This window comes from Bradyrhizobium sp. NAS96.2 (assembly GCF_001908235.1).
Taxonomy (GTDB): Bacteria; Pseudomonadota; Alphaproteobacteria; order Rhizobiales; family Xanthobacteraceae; genus Bradyrhizobium.
Map to the genome: position 1 here is coordinate 1 of NZ_LGHK01000048.1, position 19904 is coordinate 19904.

15 protein-coding genes and 4 pseudogenes are annotated in these 19904 nt (G+C 55.8%); 16 read left to right on the plus strand and 3 right to left on the minus strand.

Annotated features, from left to right (window positions below):
* Positions 1–312: 312 nt before the first annotated feature.
* Positions 313–1677 carry a group II intron reverse transcriptase/maturase gene (gene ltrA, locus AC628_RS12830; RefSeq protein WP_210190193.1) on the plus strand — a complete coding sequence of 455 codons (1365 nt, stop codon included), beginning with the start codon at positions 313–315 and terminating at the stop codon, positions 1675–1677.
* A gap of 273 nt (positions 1678–1950) precedes the next feature.
* Here ltrA and AC628_RS12835 read toward each other — a convergent pair.
* A pseudogene (locus AC628_RS12835) lies at positions 1951–2403 on the minus strand (IS21 family transposase); the annotation flags it as partial.
* A 168-nt stretch (positions 2404–2571) separates the two neighbouring features.
* Between AC628_RS12835 and AC628_RS45260 the strand changes: the two are divergent.
* The 8 genes and pseudogenes from AC628_RS45260 to AC628_RS45265 form a co-directional block, all read left to right on the plus strand.
* A pseudogene (locus AC628_RS45260) lies at positions 2572–2973 on the plus strand (IS5/IS1182 family transposase); the annotation flags it as partial.
* A 510-nt stretch (positions 2974–3483) separates the two neighbouring features.
* Entirely contained in the window at positions 3484–4548 is a 1065-nt protein-coding gene (locus AC628_RS12840) for an ABC transporter substrate-binding protein (RefSeq protein ID WP_168193363.1), read from the plus strand.
* A 121-nt stretch (positions 4549–4669) separates the two neighbouring features.
* Positions 4670–5455, plus strand: a complete 786-nt coding sequence (locus AC628_RS12845) for an ABC transporter permease (RefSeq protein WP_168193364.1) — start codon at positions 4670–4672, stop codon at positions 5453–5455.
* 9 nt (positions 5456–5464) lie between these two features.
* Entirely contained in the window at positions 5465–6277 is an 813-nt protein-coding gene (locus AC628_RS12850; RefSeq protein ID WP_074127185.1) for an ABC transporter permease, read from the plus strand.
* A gap of 163 nt (positions 6278–6440) precedes the next feature.
* Positions 6441–7541, plus strand: coding sequence for an ABC transporter ATP-binding protein (locus tag AC628_RS12855; RefSeq protein ID WP_074127186.1), 1101 nt, complete (start codon positions 6441–6443; stop codon positions 7539–7541).
* Positions 7542–8601: 1060 nt separating this feature from the next.
* Complete coding sequence (locus AC628_RS12860) at positions 8602–9771, plus strand: M24 family metallopeptidase (RefSeq protein ID WP_074127187.1); 1170 nt, start codon at positions 8602–8604, stop codon at positions 9769–9771.
* Between the two features lie 536 nt (positions 9772–10307).
* Entirely contained in the window at positions 10308–11069 is a 762-nt protein-coding gene (locus AC628_RS12865; protein ID WP_210190195.1) for a GntR family transcriptional regulator, read from the plus strand.
* A gap of 724 nt (positions 11070–11793) precedes the next feature.
* Positions 11794–12251, plus strand: a pseudogene (locus tag AC628_RS45265) (hypothetical protein); the annotation flags it as partial.
* 22 nt (positions 12252–12273) lie between these two features.
* On the opposite strand, the gene AC628_RS45955 reads toward AC628_RS45265, so the two are convergent.
* A complete protein-coding gene (locus AC628_RS45955; protein WP_349510113.1) occupies positions 12274–13173 on the minus strand; it encodes a Crp/Fnr family transcriptional regulator in 900 nt (299 codons plus the stop codon).
* A 1046-nt stretch (positions 13174–14219) separates the two neighbouring features.
* On the opposite strand from AC628_RS45955, the gene AC628_RS12885 reads away from it, so the two are divergent.
* The 7 genes and pseudogenes from AC628_RS12885 to AC628_RS45280 all read left to right on the plus strand — a co-directional run bounded on the left by AC628_RS12885 (position 14220) and on the right by AC628_RS45280 (position 19647).
* On the plus strand, positions 14220–14738 hold the full coding sequence (locus AC628_RS12885) for an Lrp/AsnC family transcriptional regulator (RefSeq protein ID WP_074127191.1): 519 nt from the start codon (positions 14220–14222) through the stop codon (positions 14736–14738).
* A 350-nt stretch (positions 14739–15088) separates the two neighbouring features.
* Positions 15089–16312, plus strand: a complete 1224-nt coding sequence (locus AC628_RS12890; RefSeq protein WP_083632830.1) for a cytochrome P450 — start codon at positions 15089–15091, stop codon at positions 16310–16312.
* A 12-nt stretch (positions 16313–16324) separates the two neighbouring features.
* Positions 16325–16645: a 2Fe-2S iron-sulfur cluster-binding protein gene (locus tag AC628_RS12895; RefSeq protein ID WP_074127193.1), complete on the plus strand. Its 321-nt coding sequence runs from the start codon at positions 16325–16327 to the stop codon at positions 16643–16645.
* 83 nt (positions 16646–16728) lie between these two features.
* On the plus strand, positions 16729–17952 hold the full coding sequence (locus tag AC628_RS12900) for an NAD(P)/FAD-dependent oxidoreductase (RefSeq protein WP_143201573.1): 1224 nt from the start codon (positions 16729–16731) through the stop codon (positions 17950–17952).
* Positions 17953–18215: 263 nt separating this feature from the next.
* Positions 18216–18416 (plus strand): tautomerase family protein, encoded by a 201-nt coding sequence (locus AC628_RS46115; protein WP_074127194.1) that lies wholly within the window; start codon positions 18216–18218, stop codon positions 18414–18416.
* Positions 18417–18822: 406 nt separating this feature from the next.
* Positions 18823–19209, plus strand: a pseudogene (locus AC628_RS45275) (biotin synthase BioB); the annotation flags it as partial.
* Between the two features lie 252 nt (positions 19210–19461).
* Positions 19462–19647 (plus strand): hypothetical protein, encoded by a 186-nt coding sequence (locus AC628_RS45280; RefSeq protein WP_245321152.1) that lies wholly within the window; start codon positions 19462–19464, stop codon positions 19645–19647.
* 12 nt (positions 19648–19659) lie between these two features.
* On the opposite strand, the gene AC628_RS12915 is transcribed toward AC628_RS45280, so the two are convergent.
* Positions 19660–19904 (minus strand): transposase (locus tag AC628_RS12915; protein WP_210190196.1); only part of this gene is annotated, 245 nt, incomplete at its 5' end.

A 19904-nucleotide genomic window follows, 5' to 3' on the forward strand; every position in this document is an offset into this window, starting at 1 on the left:
CGGTCCTCCGGTCGGGCTACGCCCTCCCTTCGGTCCGTCCCCATCGGCGCAGTCTCATCCTGATTGTCGCTGGAGTCTCACCCTGATCGCCGCCGCGCAATGGGTAGCCAAACACTGACCGACACGGCTGCTCACCTCGGCGGGGTGGAAGCGACGGCACGTTGACAAGGGCATGCCAAGCCACTGGAGAAGCCTTCCTCGTCCCGGGGAGAAATCGCCGGAGCAAGGTAGGCCGTATAACCGGATACACCGGGAAATCGGCCGAAGACGAGAAGGTGGCGGCTGGGTCTGTAGTAGCGATGAAGCGGAGTAATGTCCGTGGAGCCAAGGGGCCCTGCCATTTGTGATGTCTCCAACAATAAGGAAGGCAAGGACGAGATGATAAAGGCGTCCATCGATTTGCAAGACCTGAGGCGGAGACTATACGTCAAGGCGAAGGCTGAACCGTCCTGGCGTTTTTGGGGACTGTACGTCCACGTTTGCAAGATGGAGACGCTGCGCGAGGCGTATGAGATGGCCAAACAGAACGATGGCGCTCCGGGAGTAGATGGAGTGACCTTCGAAGCCATTGAAGCGCAAAGCGTAGACGCCCTCCTCGAGCAACTACGGGACGAACTGATCGGGCGCACCTACCAACCGCTGCCGGCCCGTAAGCAGGAGATACCGAAGGACGGGGGCAAAGTCCGCGTCCTTTCGATTCCGGCCATCCGGGACAGAGTGGTACAAGGGGCGCTCAAACTCATCCTCGAGCCTGTGTTCGAGGCTGACTTCCAACCGGGGTCGTACGGTTATCGGCCCAAGCGGACAGCACATGGCGCTATCAAGCGCGTGGCTGAAGCCATAGTCCAACGGAAGACACGAGTTCTCGACATTGACCTGCGGGCCTACTTTGACAATGTCCGGCATGAACGGCTGTTGGAGAAAGTGGCGCGGCGGGTTGATGACGCGGACATCATGCATCTGCTGAAGATTATGCTAAAAGCCTCAGGCAAGATGGGCGTTCCGCAGGGCGGTGTGATCTGGCCCTTGCTCAGTAATCTCTACCTCAATGAGGTGGACAAGATGCTGGAGCGAGCACGCGAAGTCACTCGCGACGGCAAGTACACCTACGTCGAATATGTACGATTCGCTGACGACCTGGTGGTCTTGATCGATGCCTACAAACGTCATGACTGGCTGATTGGAGCCGTGACCAAACGATTGCGGGAGGAGTTCGCCAAGCTGCAGGTGGAAATCAATGATGAAAAGAGCCGCACTGTCGATCTGGAACGAGGCGAGTGCTTCAGCTTTCTAGGCTTCGACTTCCGGTACCTCCGCAGTCTACGCGGAGCAATGCGGCCGCATTACACGCCCAAGCTCAAAAAGCGGACGGCGCTTCTGCGGGCGGTCAAGGAGGTGTTCCGCCGACACCGGTCGCAACCGATTGGGAGGGTGATAAGCCTGATCAATCCAATGCTCCGGGGGTGGGTGAACTACTTCGCAGTTGGGCACTCCAGTGAGTGCTTCGGCTACATCAAAGATTGGGTAGAGAAGAAGGTCAGGCGTCATCTGGCGCACGCCCGGAAACGACAGGGCTTCGGCTGGGAACGGTGGAGTAGGCCGTGGTTGTACGACACTCTGAGGCTGTTCAACAGCTATCGGGTGCGGCGCGACGGAACGAAAGCAATCCCAGCATGATCGGTCCCATAAGCCTTGGAGCGAAGCAAATGGGGGGCGCGCAGTGCGGGAAATCCGCATGCTGCGTGCGACGTGGAGGGGGCTGGAAACGTGGCAAGGTCGAGAGACCTGTTGGCGCGCCAGTCCTCGACCCTACCTGTGAGGGGCTGAGGGTGGAACTCCCTCGGCCCACTCGACAGTTCTTCTGCGGCGAGGAGTTCTTCCAGCCAGGCTTTTCTTGACACGTCGATCGCTGCCGGCTGCGTGTGGATGCTCATGGCCGGCCTCGCGATTGAAGCGCGAATGGCCGAGCACCATCGAGAAAAGCCAAATGATCCGTGTCACGCCGGGCTCGTCGGTGAAGATGGTCACGAAGCGAGCAAAGTCCACTTGTGCCTGCTTCCCGGCACGCGTCTCAAACCGCACCTCAAAGGTTTAGGTGCGGTATCGGGACGGATCGCAGCCGCGAAGCGTTTCACGGCCGTGTAGGCGCCGCTGTAGCCGCGTTCGCGAAGCTCGCGCGTCAACCCGTTAACCGGACGGCACTCAAGTCCGGGAATGGGCGATGCGCTCACGCAGATAGTCGAGATAGGGTGCGAGCTTGCTCGGCCGGCCAGCCTGCCGAGGGCCATAGGCGGGTGGCTCGAGACCACGCGCGATGCATTTGCGGATCGTTTTCGGGTCGCGCCCCGTGCGCCGGGCAATCGCGCTAATCGACAAGCCCTGACGGTATAATGAGATCTCCACTGGATCATCCGCGCCGCCCCCGAATCAATTCGGGTGACAGGATCGGGCGCGGCTAGCCTGAAGGGGCCACGGCGCTACGATATTTGGGGGCCTCCGCGCCGTGGCCCCTTCGGGCTGAGATGCCAACTAGGGAGTTTTCGATACCCATATTTGGGGAGTATTCACCGCCCAGTGACACCTAATGACGGTCATACGCTCAAGACCGTGATCCCAGAATGGAGGCGCTGATCGGTAACATCATCGAGCGCCTCGTTCTCAACAAAGGCAGTCGCGGTCACAATGCGCCACCCGAATACAAGCTCAGGTGTCCACCTCAGGCCAGAAGCGGCGGGTGACGCCAAAGATCAAACGCGAGCTGCGAAGGCGCTCCGCGGTCGAGCCGGTCATCGGCCATCTCAAGTCCGAACACCGGATGGGACGCAACTATCTCTGGCATCGCCAAGGCGACGCCACCAATGCCATCCTTGCCGCCGCGGTCACAACTTCCGGCGTCTCCTCCGCTGGCTGCAGTTCCTGTTGCGCCCAATCCTCGTCCAGCTTCTCCCCCGGCTTCAGCTCGTCCCGAGCTGAAATCCAAGTTCTTCACGACGACTGATTCCTGCATCTGAGATGCGCAGACGGCGGCCTCGAACTTCGATTACGCATGCAGTCCAATGTATCAGCATCTTGCGCTTCGGAACAGGCTCGGCCCCCTCTCGAAGAGAAACTGACGCGGCTTCAGCGAACTCATAGTTGCTCCGCAGTGCCACTGGCACGATTCACCGCTCTGCACATTATAGTTTATCAATGGGCAATTGCCTGTGTCCCATATTTGCCGCTCGGAAGTCGAAGCTCGAGCCAGCCAACCAAATACTGCGCTGGCATTCGATCAGGAAGCAGGGGACCACGCGCCTCCGCCTTTGAAGCTTGACGCAGCTGATATACCTGATATACGGCATATATAGGGATGAGGCTGAAACAAGAACAGGTGAAATATCCGCCGTCTTCGGCGGTCGGGTTAGTGGTTAGTGGGATGACGTTCCCGCAATTCCTGATCGTAAGGTCACCGACATCAGCATAATGGCAAGAGGGGAAGCGTCCATGAACAATGCCGTCTCGAAAGTCTCGCGTCGCTCTTTCCTTGGTGGGGCGGCAAGCGCGCTTGCGGCGCCAATGGTGATCAGGGCTTCGCGCGCAGCGCCCAATTCGAATTCGCTCACGTTTACGGGTTATGGCGGGTCGCTTCAGGAAATTCAAATCAAGACCGTGATGAATCCCTTCACCGAGGAGACTGGTATAAAGGTCAATATCATTCCCGCGCCTGACCTCGCGAGGGTAAAGGCTCAGCTCCTTACGGGAAACGTCGAATTAGACGTCTTCGAAGGCCAGAGCGCGTTGACGGCCTCTGGATCCAAGCAGGGCTTTTGGGAAAAGCTCGATCTTTCGATGTTTGACCTTGAGGATATGGCGGTTAAGCCGACGAGCGATGCAGTCCCGTACCTCTTGTTTGCCGGTGGCATTGCTTGGGATCCAAAAAGATTCGGGCCCGGTAAGCATCCGGCGAACTTTTCTGAGTATTTCGATCTCGTGAAGTTTCCGGGGCGCCGTACCTTTAGTAATCATCCTGATGCGACATTGGAGATGGCGCTTCTCGCCGATGGCGTATCGCCAAAAGACATCTATCCGCTGGATCTCGATCGCGCCTTCAAGGCGCTCGATCGCGTTAAGCCTAGTGTTGCGGCTTGGGTAAATACAACAACCCAAGCGGTCTCTCTTGCGCAGACGGGGGAGGTCGATTTCACCTATGTGGCTGCATCCAATCGAATCAAAGCGACGAACGAGCCTGGCGGCGGAGTTCCGCTGGCCTTCTCTTTCGAGCAGAATGTGCTCGGTAGTGAAACCCTCACTGTTCTCAAGGGCGCGCCAAACAAACAAAACGCGATCAAATTTATTGCCTATTTTCTGCGCCCTGATGTTCAGGCCCGTTTGATGACCGCCCTCGGGCTCGTGCCTATCTCCAAGAAGGCCGTGCCTATGTTGCCCGCCGAGACTCGCAAATGGCAGCCCGATTTGAAAAACCCGCAGAGCGTTTTCATTGACGCTGCCTACTGGGCGGATCACCTTGATGCGGTGTCGGTGCGGTTCAAAGAATGGATTTTGAGCTGATTGCGTCCGATTTGCGGACAGGTCTTGTCGATTGTCCCATTCAATTCAACACGTATTGGCTTCTTCACCGTTCGGGCAACTCATGAGTCGGATTAGTAGCATCCGTGCGCAGGCCATATTCATGTCGCCGGCCGTTTTGATCGCGGTCGCGATTGTGCTGCCGCCCCTATTGCGCATCATCTATACGAGCGTGCATGGCCCGGCCTTGTCGCTGACGTCATACGCCGAAGTCGTAAAAAGTAACCTATTCAGGGAGACACTACGAACGACATTTATTATCGCCGGCTCAGCATCCGTGCTGAGCCTGCTGCTGGGATTCATCGTCGCATTGCACCTTGCTCGTCAACCCGCTCAACGCAGAACGGCGTTAATGGTGCTCGTGCTCCTTCCATTTTGGACCAGCATTCTAGTGAAGTGCTTCGCGTTTACAATCATTCTGGGGCGTGATGGCATCATAAACAGTCTTCTCAGTTGGATATTCGACACCAGGATTCAGCTGCCGCTAGTTCTTAATCGGATAGGTACGCTTGTCGGAATGACAAACTACCTCATTCCGCTAATCGTGCTGCCGGTTCTCGCGAGCCTGCTCGCCATCGACAGCACGATCTACCGGGCGGCCTCTATCATGGGAGCCAAGCCAGCCCGTATTTTCTGGACCGTTACCGTTCCAATGAGCTTGCCCGGTGTCTTTGCCGGTCTGTTGAGCATCTTCGTAATGTCCCTGGGTACCTTTATCATTCCAGCGCTGCTTGGGGGCCGACGGGATCAAATGCTTTCCAATCTCGTCGATTTCTACAATCGGCAGGTATTGGACTGGGCCAAGGCGTCATCCATCAGCATCGTCTTGTTTGGGATAGCTGCTGCTTTCATAATTCCCCTGATACTTTGGCGGCGCCGCAAGGCATAGGAGGCAATCGTGTCCGAGACTATTCGCGACTCGCATGCACGTCGGTATCGCATCCTGGGTGACGCGCTAGCTGTGGCCGTCTATCTGTTTCTTCTCGCTCCGATACTCGTGACGATCCCAATGGCGTTCGGCTCGACGAATGCGCTGAGCTTTCCTCCGACAAGTTACTCACTCGACCTGTTCAGAATATTCTTCAGTTCTCCTAGTTGGCTAGAACCACTTTTTCAGAGTATCGAGGTGGCGCTCGGGGCGACGATGGTGGTGATGCTGACCGGCGTTCCCGCCGGTTACTGGATCGCGCGTCACGAATTCGTCGGCAAAGCGCTCATTACCGGCATAATCATGAGCCCGATCGTCATTCCTACCGTTGTTACAGGCCTCGGACTCTATCTCTATTTTTCCTATCTCAGGATCAACTCAACAACTCTATCTCTTGTACTCGGACACGTGGCGTACACGTTGCCCTATGTCATCCTCATGATCATGGCGGGCGTCCATAAGCTGGATCGTAATCTTGAATTTGGCGCGGAATTGATGGGGGCTGGACTGATAAGGATGTTTCTTACAGTGGTCGTCCCACAACTAGTTCCTTCCCTCGTGAGTGCTGCACTGTTTGCCTTCCTGCTGTCTTTCGATGAAGTCATCATTTCCTGGTTCCTTACCGGCAGCAATACAGTGACCCTACCTGTGAGGATGTTCAGCGCTCTTGAATGGGAGGTGTCACCGGTGATCGCGGCCGTGTCCACCTTCTTGACGGCAGTCTCCCTAGTGGTCTGCATTGTCGCCATCAGATTGAAGAAGTGGACCCCTGTCGATGCGTGAGAGCAAGGGGGAAGTAACACTAGGGAGGCAACTTCGTACTATGCTCCAGTTCAAAAAAGAGGGACCCATTGAAGAGCTTCAACCATATGGACTGCAAGATGGTGTACTGGAACGGCGAACGTCTTCGCGTCGCGCAAACCGTTCTGCTGCCGGAGTGAGGCCGATGTCTGACGATCCCGTTCTTGGCAGCCGTATCGCACACACGATAGCCCTGAAGGGCATATCGAAGATGTTCGGTTCGGTGACGGCGCTGCATGCGACTGATCTCAGCGTCGAGAAAGGAGAGTTTCTGACCCTGCTTGGTCCGTCAGGCTCAGGCAAGACCACACTACTCAATTTGATCGCGGGCGCGATCGGGCCAACTACTGGGGCCATTCTTTTGGATGGACGCGACATCACGACCATGCCTCCGCGCGAGAGGGGGATCGGTATGGTGTTTCAAAATTATGCTTTGATGCCGCACATGACAGTATTCGAAAACGTGGCTTATCCGCTGCGTGTGCGTCGCGAGCCCGCCAAGACGATCCAGGTCAAGGTAACTGCGGCACTCGATCGTGTTGGCCTGCGCGGATTCGGGGATCGGAAGCCGCGCCAGTTGTCCGGCGGTCAGCAACAACGTGTCGGAATTGCGCGCTGCATCGTCTATTCGCCGGCCATCATTATGATGGACGAGCCTTTAGGCGCTCTGGACAAAAATCTTCGGGAGCAGATGCAGGGCGAAATCAAGCGTCTCCACAGGGAGCTGGGAACGACCGTCATATACGTCACCCACGATCAGGAGGAGGCGCTGAACATGTCCGACCGCATCTGCCTGATGAACGGAGGCCAAATCGCTCAACTAGGGACGCCGGATGAGTTGTACTTCCGGCCCCGCAGCCGGTTTGTGGCAGAGTTCATTGGGGAATCGAATCTTTTTAGCGGGCGAATGAACAGCGATGGTCGGATCGTCATCGCCGAAGCCCAGCTTATCGCCGGCCCGGACAACAGGTGGACTGAAGGTACAGAGGTCCTCGTCATGGTGCGCCCCGAAAGGGTGAAGATCGGCCACGCCGATGGATTCGCGAAAGGGCATACCAATGTCCTGAACGGTGAGGTCACGAGCACATCCTTTATCGGCGGCATGACCCGGGTGACGGTCAAAGCGGACAATGGACTGAATATTTCGGCCAAGATGGTTTCCGGCCATGCCGAGACAAGACCTGAGCTTGGTGCACGGGTGAGGCTTTGCTGGTCATCTTCTGACGTGGTGGTTGTTGGCAATTGATGCTGGCTAGATAGTCGAAGGCGACCTGTCGACCAGGACGGCAATGACTGCTCCAACAGAATTCAAACCGAAGCTGTAGTCTCCGGTAAGCGCGATTGCTCACTAGGGGACGAAGAACGCTTTCTGCTCCAGCCGCCAGCTCGCCGACGCCGGTGGCGCTGGAATTCTGATGGACATCTTGGCAGGGCGGCACGATCGCATGCAGATGCCGAACTCGCGCTTGGGACAAGCTCACGGCCCCTTTTTGTTGCGCAGCCAATGACTTCCTTCTTGATATTTCAAACGAGCGGCGCGGTTGACGTCACCGATGGTGCACCCGGCCGGCGCGCGCGCAGGCCTTGAGGAGGCGAAACAAGCTTGCAAAATAACTGGCGAATTAGAGCGCCTTCGGCAGTCTCCCGCCGTGCTTCAAATAAGCCAGATAAGCGTGAACGTACTGGGCGCGCGGACCTCAATGAGGAGCAACATTTCCCGCGGGAGGCTACGGTCGGAGGCGAGGACTAGTCATGGTCGAAGGGCCGGGACAACGCCTCGTGTAACCCATGCCGCAGTAAGAGGCGATCTCGGTGGATAGCCGTTTCACCCACAAGCTCAACCTTGGCCTCTCGCTAAAACCCAACTCATTCGAACGAGCGCTCCGCATACCTGTATTGCGGTATGCGTTTCATATTGACCTCCTCGTTAAATATGATACCAAACATAGTAGGTATATAAGGCATACTAGGCAGACGTGGAGCGGCGTGCCAGAAGGGACGCTGGACATCAACGCGAGAGGTTGGGCTCGATCGCTTGGAAGATCGGCGACGCCTCATTCATCTCTGTTGATGCGATCCCTACTGCCACCTGCGCACCGCGTTCTCCTCCTGCTCCGCAGAGGCGAACGGTAAGGAGGCTGCTTAGTGTCAGGCGTTCGATATAGCGGGCTGGCGTGGATTGGTTCTTCTTGGGATTGCTCTGCCAGTAGCTGCAAGCGCGTCTGCCGAAAAGGTTTTGCAGGGTGGAAAAGCTAATCAACGTCACTTCTTAACGATGCAATCGACCATTCTATGGAGAAGCGAAGATGTCGAGTACGATTCCGTCATGGCCAAGTGAGGCTGAAGTAACGTCTAGGATCGCCCGGCTCAAGGAAAACATGGCTCAGTCGGCGATTGAGGCGTTTGTGATTACTTCTCGCCATAATTTTGAGTACTACACAGGATTTCTTAGCCTGTACTGGATTTCAGACGCGCGCCCCTTGCTGGCGATTATTCGGCGCGATCAGCCCGGGATTTCGATCCTGATCTCGCGGATCGAACAGCGTAACACGCGGCAGATTCGGAATACAGATGTGCGTCCTGTCTTCTATGACGGATTCACCGGCGACGCATTGAAGGTAGCTGGGAATTCGTTGCGTGGACTTCCAAGCGGTTCTGCAGTTGGCTTTGACTATGGCTTTGATATGTTCGGCCGTGGATCCCTCATGTTGACCGATCTTCTGCGCGCCGCACCCTATCAATTTAAACTGGTGGATGCTGCCGATTTGATCTGGCGGCAACGCCTAATCAAGAGTGACCATGAGTTCAAATCAATTCGAGTAGCTTGCAACATTGCCACGGACTCGTTCTTCGATGGCTTGAACCACCTTCGACTAGGGATGAGCGAATACGAGTTCGGTCAGCTGCTCGAGCAGCGAATGATTGGCCTCGGGGCAGACAGCGTAGAGTGGCTTCCCGTCCGCTTTGGACGTGGTGACTTCGCCTATACTCGGCCGAACATGGACATCAAGCTACAGAAGGACGACTTCGTTTGGGTCGATATGGGGGTACGGCGTGCCGATGCGGTCAGCGATCTAAATCGTGTCGCTAAGGTCGGCAAGGCTACGGCTGAACAGGAGGAGCTTTACGACATCGTAAGGAGTACCACGCTTCGTCTGGCTGAGGGGATCAGGCCGGGGATGACGGGCAGCGAGGCATATGCTCTTTACGCGAAGCTCTGGTCTGCCCGAAATTTCGCGGACTTTCCTCTCTCGGGGCGAGTCGGTCACGGCTCGGGAAGTGGACTAACTGAGCCGCCCTCGCTGTTAGACGGTTCAATCGACATCATTCAAGAAGACACAGTCTTGCACGTGGAACCAAAGCTCGAAGCCGCTGGCGGGGTCTTCCAGGTGGAGGAAGTCTTCAGGGTCACAAACACCGGTCCTGAATTCCTGAGCACAGTTGCGCCGGCAAAGCTCCCCATAATCGAAGTTTGAGCGCACGCGCTAGCGTGCCCGGTTGTTTCTTAGCGAGACCTCGCGGCAAAGCTCGTCAACTTTGCCGAGAACGCTTAGCGGCGCTGTGGCACGCGTCCTCAAGATGCAATCTTGGGTTGAATTTGAATGCTTTCGAGCTCTGGAGCTTCGCTATCACAACTTGCCGCACGGTAGCGCCGAATCGGATAAATCTTCGCCGCTCTATCGCATTCGGAATAGGCCATCCGCTAATCCACTACCTCGAATTCGCTATTTTGTCTCAGCACGCCCAGCGAACCAAGTGGAGTCCAAGACCACTCTATTCTAGAGCCTGAAGTCCTCAAGCGATTTAGATGCCGATCGTGATACATCGCTTCGAGAACACGATCTGTGATTGAGTACGCAGGAACAACCCCACTTGACCTATAGGTCGCCCTATATTAGGTATACCAAGATGCAACATTGATGCGAATCGAGGTCTTGCCCAATATGAGATCAGCGTCGGATCAGGGGCGTTTCGGCCCCAGCTTTGGTGCTGGAAAGAATGGAGAAGACTTGTGAACGAGTTGCCACTGAAAACTTCATCGTCCCTGCATGAATCGATCCGCGAGGAGTTGGCCAGGCGCATTAAGAGTGGCATCTACCCGCCGGGCTCTCCCATACCATCCACGTCTATGCTCACCCAAGAGTTTAGTGTTAGTCCTATCACGATCAAACGTGCCTTGCGCGATCTGCAAGCCGCAGGAGCTCTGGTTTCGGTCGCCGGTAAAGGTACGTATGTTAAAAAGCAGACCCGCATCCTCCGGAAGCTTGACGTCGCTACGCCGCTTATGGACGGCACCACGCTTCAACTCATCTCCATTACGCGCGAAAAAATCACCGATCCCGTCATGCTCACCTTGGATCCGCCAAGGGGGACTATGCTTTGCGTTCGGAAGACAATTCTTGCTGACGGCGCCCCGTTTATGTATGACGCCACGTATCTATCGGCGGATCTGGACGACGAAATCGTCGAAGAGTTTGGTGAGCGTTTGGTATCCGTGGCGCTAAAGCGCCACGGCATTGGTTTAATGAATTCCGACCTGATAATCGACGCAGCTCCCGCGACAGGCAAGGTCGAAGAAGTATTTGGGATACCGACAGGCTACCCAATGCTTCGTCGCTTCTATAAATTTACGACAACCGATCCAAATATTACGCTTTTCGGCGTTGTCCTTGCGCCATTCGATCTGCTCGCGTGCTCCGTAAGCATTCCCCTAAAAAGTATTCCCTCGAAAGACGTTACCTCAAACACTAAGAGGCGGCGGGCCTCTAAGTGACGCTTAGAATGTTCTGGCCTCAATTCTGCTGGAACGCAAATTTGCAGTTTATCACGTCCGTTGTGAGTGGGGTGGATTTGCCAGGATTGAGAACCGCTCGTCCGTTTGGTCGTTTGAATGCCTGGTGGAGGCTGCTGCCGCCCTGCGGTTATTCTTGAGGCTATCCAATTGGTAGGGTCAACTGGCACGATCTTGCCGTTCGGATCTGTGAATGCCAATGGCATCCTTTCGTCGATGCATTGACCAAGTGTCAGCCAAAATCGTATCCGGATCTAGGCTCGCTTCGGCGGCCTCGGGCCTAGGACTAGGACCGCTCCCTCCAGCTCGCAGGCGTCTTGTACAGCTAAGGGAGTTGAGCGCGAGGGCTCATATCATGCCCGCTAGAGTTCAGCCGTGAACGTGAAGAGGGCACACGATCAATTTATAACTGACACGCAAGTCAATCCATGGCGATCGCTGAGAGCTGCTGTCTCGGGCCTTTCGGACGTCAGTCGTCCGTGAAGAACCATCCAAGCGGTTGATCAAGAATCGGTTTTCCGGGCGAGACGGGCGTTGAGATTGGAAGCTTTCGGGCTTTGACGGCGCAGAAGCTTGCAGTTTCATTTTGAGGATTCCGTTGAATCGCGCGTCGTGATTCCGTCGTCGCATCGGAGGGAGCGATGCGACCCGACGCGAGACGGGACAAGCCGATCTTCTGCGCTCGCGGCTGGGCAAGTTCGCACAGATCAAGCATCAGCGCTATGCCCACGCCAAGCAGTTCAAGCGCGCCAACCGGTCCTTGAAGACGCTCAGAACCTATTTCGGCCGTGTCATCCGCGACATTGCCCTCAAGATCGAAGGCCGCGCCGACTTGCTCGGCGAGATTGTCTTTGGGCGCATGCTGGCGCTGGCGCGACGAGTGCTTGACCAGAAGCAGCACTACTGTATGCCTCCATTGAAGGCCGCCTTGTTTGACGGACGCGCATCTCGAGCTGCGGAGGCGCTCCGCGGTCGAGCCGGTCATCGGCCATCTCAAGTCCGAACACCGGATGGGACGCAACTATCTCTGGCATCGCCAAGGCGACGCCACCAATGCCGTCCTTGCCGCCGCCCAACTTCCGGCGTCTCCTCCGCTGGCTGCAGCTCCTGTTGCGCCAAATCCTCGTCCAACTATTCCCCCGGCTTCAGCTCGTCCCGAGCTGAAATCCAGGTTCTTCACGGACGACTAACCCATCGACTCGTGCTGTGAAGCCCCAGGATCGGACGAGGCATAAGCGCCAGAAATGAGCTTGTAACAACTACATGCCTTCTGCTCGAGCCGCATGCGGTCATCTATCTGCAAAACGCCGCGCATTTTGCGGATCAGTCCCTGTTCCTCAAACCTGATAAGTGTCTCCGTCACGCCAGCTCGCCGTAACGCCAAAACAGACGAAAGATAGTCATGCGTAACTGGAAGCACGAAGGCATCAACAGCGTCACTCGACAAACAGAGCCAGCACGCTAGTCGCTTTTCTCGATCATGCCGAACCCCGCAAAGGCCGGTCTGAGCAGAATGCAAGTTTAGAGCTCGAACATACTGACAAAGATGTTCTCGGATATCAGGAAAGTCCCTCATCATGCGACGCAAGTCTCCGACGCGGATTTTGTGGGCCCTTCCTGGAAACAGCACGACAGATTGATGCGTCGAAAGATGGCCGCCGAATAGTAGCGACGCACCGACTGCGCCCCGATGCCCTATGACCGCGGTCTCGAGAATGCTTCCAGCAGCGACTATCCTTAATGAAACAAGACCCGATTCGACGAAATAGATGTGGTCGAGAGGTCTTTTTGTCTCCTGAAGAACCATGCGCTCCCTTAGGACCACTGGCTCAAGGAATTCTCCTAGCGCCGCTAACTCCGGCGGGGAAATTTGCGCCAAAATTTGGTTTTTGACAGAAGACCGCATATTTTGACGCACTGTGCCGGTCCACGAAAGCATCGCTAGATTGCTCCGTTCCCGCATCGTACAACTTCCTCTAGCCGTAAAGCAGACCGAAAACTGAGAGCCTCTGATAGGAAAAATGGCAGCCCACGAGGGGCAGCCAGTGGTTATTCGCGCCGGGAGAAACGCTACGACGAACAACATGGAAGAACAGATTCAGCACTAGTTTGATTGAGGAGCACCAGAGTTGATCGGCGTACCTCAGGCATTCCAAGACGAAATCTGATGACGCATTCATTGGCCTCTCAGTGGCGTTGCTCCCGAACTCTCCGAGTTCCGCATGCTTGGAAATTATTTTCCTTCGAATGCGCGGCCCGACAGTCTCCGGCACCAACGCCCTCCCCAGGAGGGGGCGATTGAAAATGGCGGCACCTAGCCGCTTGTCATGCTCGTCGCGAGGCATGCTGTGCATACGCCGCTCGGGCTCCCAAGAACCCAACTGCACCATGGCGGCCGTCACGAACGTTGCCTCAATTGTCAACGAATCGTTTCCTCTCCTTAGAATGAAGCTATATATATCAGGTATATATGGCATGTCAAGGTGCGTCGGTGATTCAATCGGGGCGGATTGGGCGGAAGTGAGATCGTCAGGAGCGCTGGGGCATCGCCTGCAGCTGACGTCGCCTCCATAGCAGCAATCCACACTGGGATTGCAGGACGTCGCTCGGTAAACGCACAGTGAGCCCGGATATTAAAATTGTTGCTAGATGACCGTTCTCAATGGGAGAACGCCTTCTAATGCGTGGAGCTTGGTCAATTCGCTGACTGCCTAATAGGCCGCGCGCTTCGTCAGAAAGCGGCTGTTCAAGCTGCCAAGGGCGGTGATGGACGCGCTAGACGGCGATACGCAACAAAACTCTCCGGAATTGATCGGGAGTGCGATCTAAGCGTGTAGCGTCGCTTCTCAAGCTTTGCCGAGAAATCCGACCTGGCGGTGCCCGTTGCCCGGATGAGCGCCGATCCTGGCCCTCGTCCGATCGAACGCAGATACGAGTTCGCGTCTGCCGACACGATAAGCAGTCGAAGCAACTACCTAGCTCGCATTTGGCTTTCCGTACAGCTGTGATCTTTCGAAGACGGCGCTCGTTTACTCGTTAATACGCCTAGGCTAGGGCTTGCAACCAGATCTTGCCTTTCGCGTCGTTTAGGGCCGCTATTTCTGCCGCGGGGCTCCAATATCTCAGCACATCATGCTATTTCCGAAACTCGACGCTATCGACCTCAAGATACTCTCGCACCTGCAGCACGACGCGAGCTTGTCGAACGTAGATCTTGCTGCGCGGGTCGGGCTCTCACCCTCTCCTTGCCTAGCTCGCGTTAAGCAATTGGAGACAAGCGGCATCATTTTACGCCGCGTCACATTACTTGATCCAGTTCGTTTTGGATCGACACTCAGTGTCTTCATTCATGTAGCGCTTGAGAAGCAAACCGAAGGAAAACTCGAAGTCTTTGAGAAGGCAGTGGCGAGTTTTCCGGAAGTGATGGAGTGCTACCTAATGTCAGGAGATTCAGACTATCTGCTGCGCGTGGTGGTGAGAGACGTCGATGCACTACAGCAGTTTATCGTCGAGAAGCTCGCAAAGACTTCCGGTGTGGCAAACATCCGATCCAGTTTCGCGCTCAAGCAGGTCAAATACAAAACTGCTCTTCCAATTGAAATGTTGATTGATTTCCGGCGCGGCAAGTCAGGAAGCCGATCTGCACGCTAATGCGTTGGCAGAAGTGCCGCTGGGTTGCACTTGCCGGTAGCTCCGTGCGGCGCGTAAAGTGGCTCAGCGTACGTCGAGAAAGCTCGCAAAGGCCTTCCGAGATAGACGCGCGATCTTCCTGCCGGACGCGCTGACATTGCATCCCGTCCAGACGCGCGTTCCCGCAATATGTCCTGGTCGCACCGCCCGATTTCAGCTTATCAGGCTGTCTACACGAGCGAATCTTGCAAAAGCGCCCCCCGAATACAGCGATTTTATCGCCTAGAGTGGAGTATAAAATATTCCCTTAGCGTCTCGAGGGGCAACCACAGGCGTCTCCGTCGTGGGGGCTTCCGAAGAAGGGACTTGATATGAGTGCTGCTTCTATTTCGCCGTCTTCCTCAGAGTGGTCGATGCTCTCACTCGCGGACAAGGATCCATTTCCAACCTATGACTTGCTGCGCAAGAGAGGGCAGGTCGTTTGGGACCCTGGTATGAACTGTTGGCTGGTGTTGAGTTACAACATCTGCAAAGTGATCGAGTCTGACGAGAAAACGTATCGGATCCTTGCCGAAGATGCGTCTCCATTTGTGTACGAGATCAAAGGCGGTAGAACGGCTGCTACGTCGCTGGTTGGAGAGGAGCATGCACGCATGCGCCGACTCTATCTGAAGCTCCTCAGTCCCACGCTAATGTCGCAATACCGTGTCGAGCACGTTCTGCCGGTTATCAACTACATCATCGATGGTTTTGCCGAAAAGGGAAGTGCCGAGCTCGTCACTCAACTTGCTGATAGGGTGCCTAATCTGGTTATGGGCTCACTTTTCGGGCTTCCCTGGAAGGATGATGCGCTCATGGACCAAGTTTCCGAATGGCATAAAGACCTCACGGTGTGGTTCGGCATGAAGTATCTCGGAGAAGAGGTGAATCGGAAGGCGAGGGTCGCCGCCAATGAACTGAACAAGGTCTTTCTGCCCCTTATCCTTGAGCGACGGGAGAAGCGCGGGAATGATTTCATCAGCCAGATCTGGTCTCGGGCCCCGGAAGACTGGGGAGAGGTTGATGTGGACGACGTTGTAACGATAGTGAGGGATTTGGAGATCGGTGCGGGGGACACGACCGCAAATGCCATCGCCAACGCGGTTTATCTGTTCTTGTCGGATCCTGCCATGCATGAGGCGGTCTCTAAGGATCAGCAAGGCGCACTCAATGCGTTCGTTGAGGAGACGTTGCGGCTCTTTGGAGCAGTTCAGTGGCGGTTCAGAAGGGCCGATCGGGACGTGCCGCTTGCGGGTGCTGAGGTCAGGAAGGGCGACACGATCTGCCTGTTGCATGCGGCCTCGAACCGCGATCCTGAACATTATGCTTGTCCGCATATGATCGACCTTAACCGTAAACTGCCTACCGACCATCTGGCTTTCAACGTTGGGCCGCGCATCTGCGTGGGAATGCACCTCGCTAGACTGCTGATGCGAGAGTGCGTGAAGGTGCTTATTGCCCGTCTTCCGAATCTGCACCTCGATCCGGCGAAGGAAGCGCCGCACTTTCGCGCGTTTTCCCATCGTTCCTTCGGCCCATTGCATGTGCTTTTCTAAGAAGTTCTATCAATGAAACTGCTGATCTACGACCACGACGGCCAGTTGGTCGAACTCGAAGACGTGTCCGCGAAAACGCTCATGCTTGGGATTCGGGATGCCGGACTGAACTTAACGGCGCAATGTGGAGGTTGTGCATCCTGTGGAACCTGTCACGTCTACGTTGACAACGCATGGCAGGCGAAGCTCAAGCCTCCGAGTGAACTAGAGGATGCAATGCTGGATGTCGTCGAGGAGCGCCGCGAAAGCTCCAGACTTTCGTGCCAAATCGAATTGACTAAGGATTTGGACGGACTCACAGTCACGCTCGCTCCGGGGTCTGCATTCGAATAGTTAGGGATTGCGCATCCCGGAAGTAAATTCTGAGATCCGATGCAAGCCCAAGCATTCGGTAGCATTTGTACGACTTGGAAGTCATGCGTAAAAAGTTACTGATTATCGGCGGGTCCTATGCCGCGTGTGAACTTGCGTCGCATGCGCGTGAGAAAGGGTACGGCGAAGACATCGTGATCGTCAGCGAGGAATCGAATCTACCCTACCACCGCCCGCCGCTCTCAAAGACCTATCTCAAGAACCCGGCGGACGAAGGCATGCCTCTAAAGACAGCGGCCTTCTATTCGACGCACAAAATCGATCTCGAGCTGGGTACCAAGGTAGTTTCACTTGAGAGCGGAACAAACAATGCGTTGCTGTCGAACGGTACTCATATTGCGTTCGATTCGCTCGCTCTCGCGGTCGGCGCGCGCGCGAGAACGCTCACTTGCCCGGGCACAAATCTTGGAAACGTGTATTACCTGCGGTCTATTGCGGATGCCCATTTACTTAGAGCCGCGATACCAAACGCAGAGAACATTGTCGTTATCGGCGCCGGCTTTATAGGTTTGGAAGTCGCATCATCGCTTGTGCAACAGCCAACGCAAGTAACGGTCATAGAGGCAGAAAATCGGGTCCTCGCGCGCGTCGTCGCACCAGAACTTTCCCGGTTTTTCGCGTCGGCGCATGTTGATCGTGGTGTTAGACTGCTGACTTCCCGTAAGGTGCAATCACTCGTCGGCGAAAATGGCGTAGTCCGGCAAGTCCAGCTGGAGGATGGGACGCTCTTGGACGCGGACCTTGTCATCGTAGGGATTGGATCGGTTGCGAACTTGGAGTTGGCCCAGCAGCTCGGCTTGCTGGTTATGAATGGCATCGTTGTCGATTCGCAGTCACGCACTAACCGGCCAAACGTATTTGCTGCTGGTGATTGCGCGCTATTTCGTGGTCCGTTCAATGCGAGCGGTCTTCGATTGGAGTCGGTGCAGAACGCGATGGACCAGTCGCGAGTGGCAGCGTCCGTCATTGCAGGCGCAGACAAAACGTACGACTCTCTGCCGTGGTTCTGGTCGGATCAGTACGACTTGAAACTTCAAATAGTCGGACTTCCATGCGGTGCGACAGAGCGTGTCCTGCGACCAGGCACAGCATCTGAGATTTCTGTCTTTCACTTCCAGAACGATACTTGCATTTGTGTGGAAAGCGTAAACCGGCCGCGCGAACATATAGCAGCGCGCCGACTTTTGGCTTGCGGCAAAGTTACAAAGCAGGATCTCGAGGATGTCGATTTTGACATATCGGCGCTGATGAAGCGTCAGTCGAAATAGGGCAGTGGGAACAGCATTTGCCAGCCCCTGCGGGACGTGCCGGTTGTCATGAGAGAATCGTGATTGGGCTGGATCGGTGCTGCATCGATTGCAGTCGCCGGGTGCGCTTAGTCGCATTGATAGGAGAATCCGCACATTATTAATGATCCGCGAGCCCGCTAGAGGACGATGCCTTCAGTCCTCCCAGATGAGCGCGAGATGGTTATTGGCCCCATCTCGTGTGAGCAGTATAAGCAGTGGTGTCTAACCTATGGGGAAGTCGAATGCCGGTCATAACCGTCGATATGCTGTCGGGGCGAACGACAGAACAGAAGCGAGAGTTTGCAAGAGTCGTTACCGATGCATTTCTTAAAATATGCGGAAGTACTGCTCCGAGCGTCCACGTCGTTTTCAACGAGGTTGACAGTTCTGATTGGTTCATTGGCGGCGTTGAGGCGGGTCCACCCACGCTGCCTCGCCCTTAAAGAAACTGGATCCTCGTCGGTAGCTGATTCGTTTGGCTTGCTCACGGGGGCGAGGTTGGGTTTGTGCCAGCGTGCGATCCGCAAAATCACCTAGGTTGGTGACTTCAGTGGTGTCGGAGGGTAACAGAGGTCGGCCACTCACGGGCTGGTTGCCATACGCGGTCGTCTTTCTGAAATTGTGGTTGCGTTCGAATGGCGCCGGTGAATGTATTAAGCTGGAGCCGCAAATGCTAGATTGGATGGGGTCACGAGCCCGGCTGCGGGAATCAGCGGTACGGCATCGGAGACTGTTGCGCGACATAATGTTGAAATGGTTCGATGCCGTTCGATGCGCGACTTAGATCGGCGAATTGTACCAACCGTACAGCAGGAGCTGATAGTCGTCCGCCGAACCTTGCCGAAAGACGGCATAATCGGCGGGGGCGGACGTATCGAGGACTGCCTTTCGATGGTCGTGCTACTCGCCAATCTGCCGAAGCATCCGGAAAGTGTACCGATCAATCTCTGGAATGAGGTTGAAGACGTGCCGGTCAATGACATGGCCAAACGTCTGAATTCCATCGCGCTTGGTCGCGATGGCCCGGGCCATGATGCCGAAGAGCGCGGGGTCGTCAACATATGACTGATGAAGTCCAGGCGCTGTGTTTGCTTGCGGGCGCAAAGTCGATCTTTATCGGCGACCTGCTGTTGACCCGCGAACCCTCGACGAAATCGGGACGCAAGTTTGTCGCGGCGGCTCGGCATCGCGTCCGACTCGCCTGACCAATCGGCTCGAGCTCCTTGTCGTACGTGAACGCCAACTCCGGTGAGGAATGCAAATTGCCTTGATGAAAGTCAAATCCAGCGTGCGTGTTCCGAGACCGAACCCGATTTGCACTATGAAGGGTCGATTTCGATCGATTGTGAACTGTCGGACGTGGCTGGACTCGCGAACGTGTCGAAATCTACAATTCGAAGCCGGTGCGCGCTTTGCCGATAACATGATCGAGGCGCTCACCGCGGGTGGGGCAGCGCAGGCCTGAACGGTGCGGCTGCTCGCTTGGCTATGCCGAAAGACAAGGTCATCGTTGCATATGCCTCGTTCGAAGCGTCGGAGGCGGAGACTTTCGGGTCTCGCGTAGTCCTCGTCGACTGGAGAATCGCATCTTGCGAAGTTGATGTCGCACACCCGATACGGACTATCTTTGGCGGCCGGCGGCGATATCCGGGTGTGAAAAATGACGCCAATTAGAGCAGATTCCGATCACGCTGAACCATATCCTGCGGCCTGGAAGTAGTTTGAGCATTCTTGCGGTGTGAAGGTGTGGAAGGCGTCTGCGATAGCTGTTTCCAAGGTCTCGATAGTTCTGGCGGCGGCCTTGCGCAGGCGCGATTTGAACTTGGCGAAGGCGTTTTCGATCGGATTGAAGTCGGGCGAATAGGGTGGCAGCAGAATAAGGTTTGCGCCGCATGCCTGGATGGCGGCGCGGACGGCCGCACCCTTGTGCG

What these genes read in the sequence shown, in the direction of transcription:
- ltrA (WP_210190193.1), top strand. Translation starts at nt 313, where the DNA reads ATGTCCGTGGAGCCAAGGGGCCCTGCCATTTGTGATGTCTCCAACAAT.
- AC628_RS12840 (WP_168193363.1), top strand. Translation starts at nt 3,484, where the DNA reads ATGAACAATGCCGTCTCGAAAGTCTCGCGTCGCTCTTTCCTTGGTGGG.
- AC628_RS12845 (WP_168193364.1), top strand. Translation starts at nt 4,670, where the DNA reads ATGTCGCCGGCCGTTTTGATCGCGGTCGCGATTGTGCTGCCGCCCCTA.
- AC628_RS12855 (WP_074127186.1), top strand. Translation starts at nt 6,441, where the DNA reads ATGTCTGACGATCCCGTTCTTGGCAGCCGTATCGCACACACGATAGCC.
- AC628_RS12860 (WP_074127187.1), top strand. Translation starts at nt 8,602, where the DNA reads ATGTCGAGTACGATTCCGTCATGGCCAAGTGAGGCTGAAGTAACGTCT.
- AC628_RS45955 (WP_349510113.1), bottom strand. Translation starts at nt 13,173, where the DNA reads ATGTTGTTCGTCGTAGCGTTTCTCCCGGCGCGAATAACCACTGGCTGC.
- AC628_RS12885 (WP_074127191.1), top strand. Translation starts at nt 14,220, where the DNA reads ATGCTATTTCCGAAACTCGACGCTATCGACCTCAAGATACTCTCGCAC.
- AC628_RS12890 (WP_083632830.1), top strand. Translation starts at nt 15,089, where the DNA reads ATGAGTGCTGCTTCTATTTCGCCGTCTTCCTCAGAGTGGTCGATGCTC.
- AC628_RS12895 (WP_074127193.1), top strand. Translation starts at nt 16,325, where the DNA reads ATGAAACTGCTGATCTACGACCACGACGGCCAGTTGGTCGAACTCGAA.
- AC628_RS12900 (WP_143201573.1), top strand. Translation starts at nt 16,729, where the DNA reads ATGCGTAAAAAGTTACTGATTATCGGCGGGTCCTATGCCGCGTGTGAA.
- AC628_RS46115 (WP_074127194.1), top strand. Translation starts at nt 18,216, where the DNA reads ATGCCGGTCATAACCGTCGATATGCTGTCGGGGCGAACGACAGAACAG.
- AC628_RS45280 (WP_245321152.1), top strand. Translation starts at nt 19,462, where the DNA reads ATGCCGAAAGACAAGGTCATCGTTGCATATGCCTCGTTCGAAGCGTCG.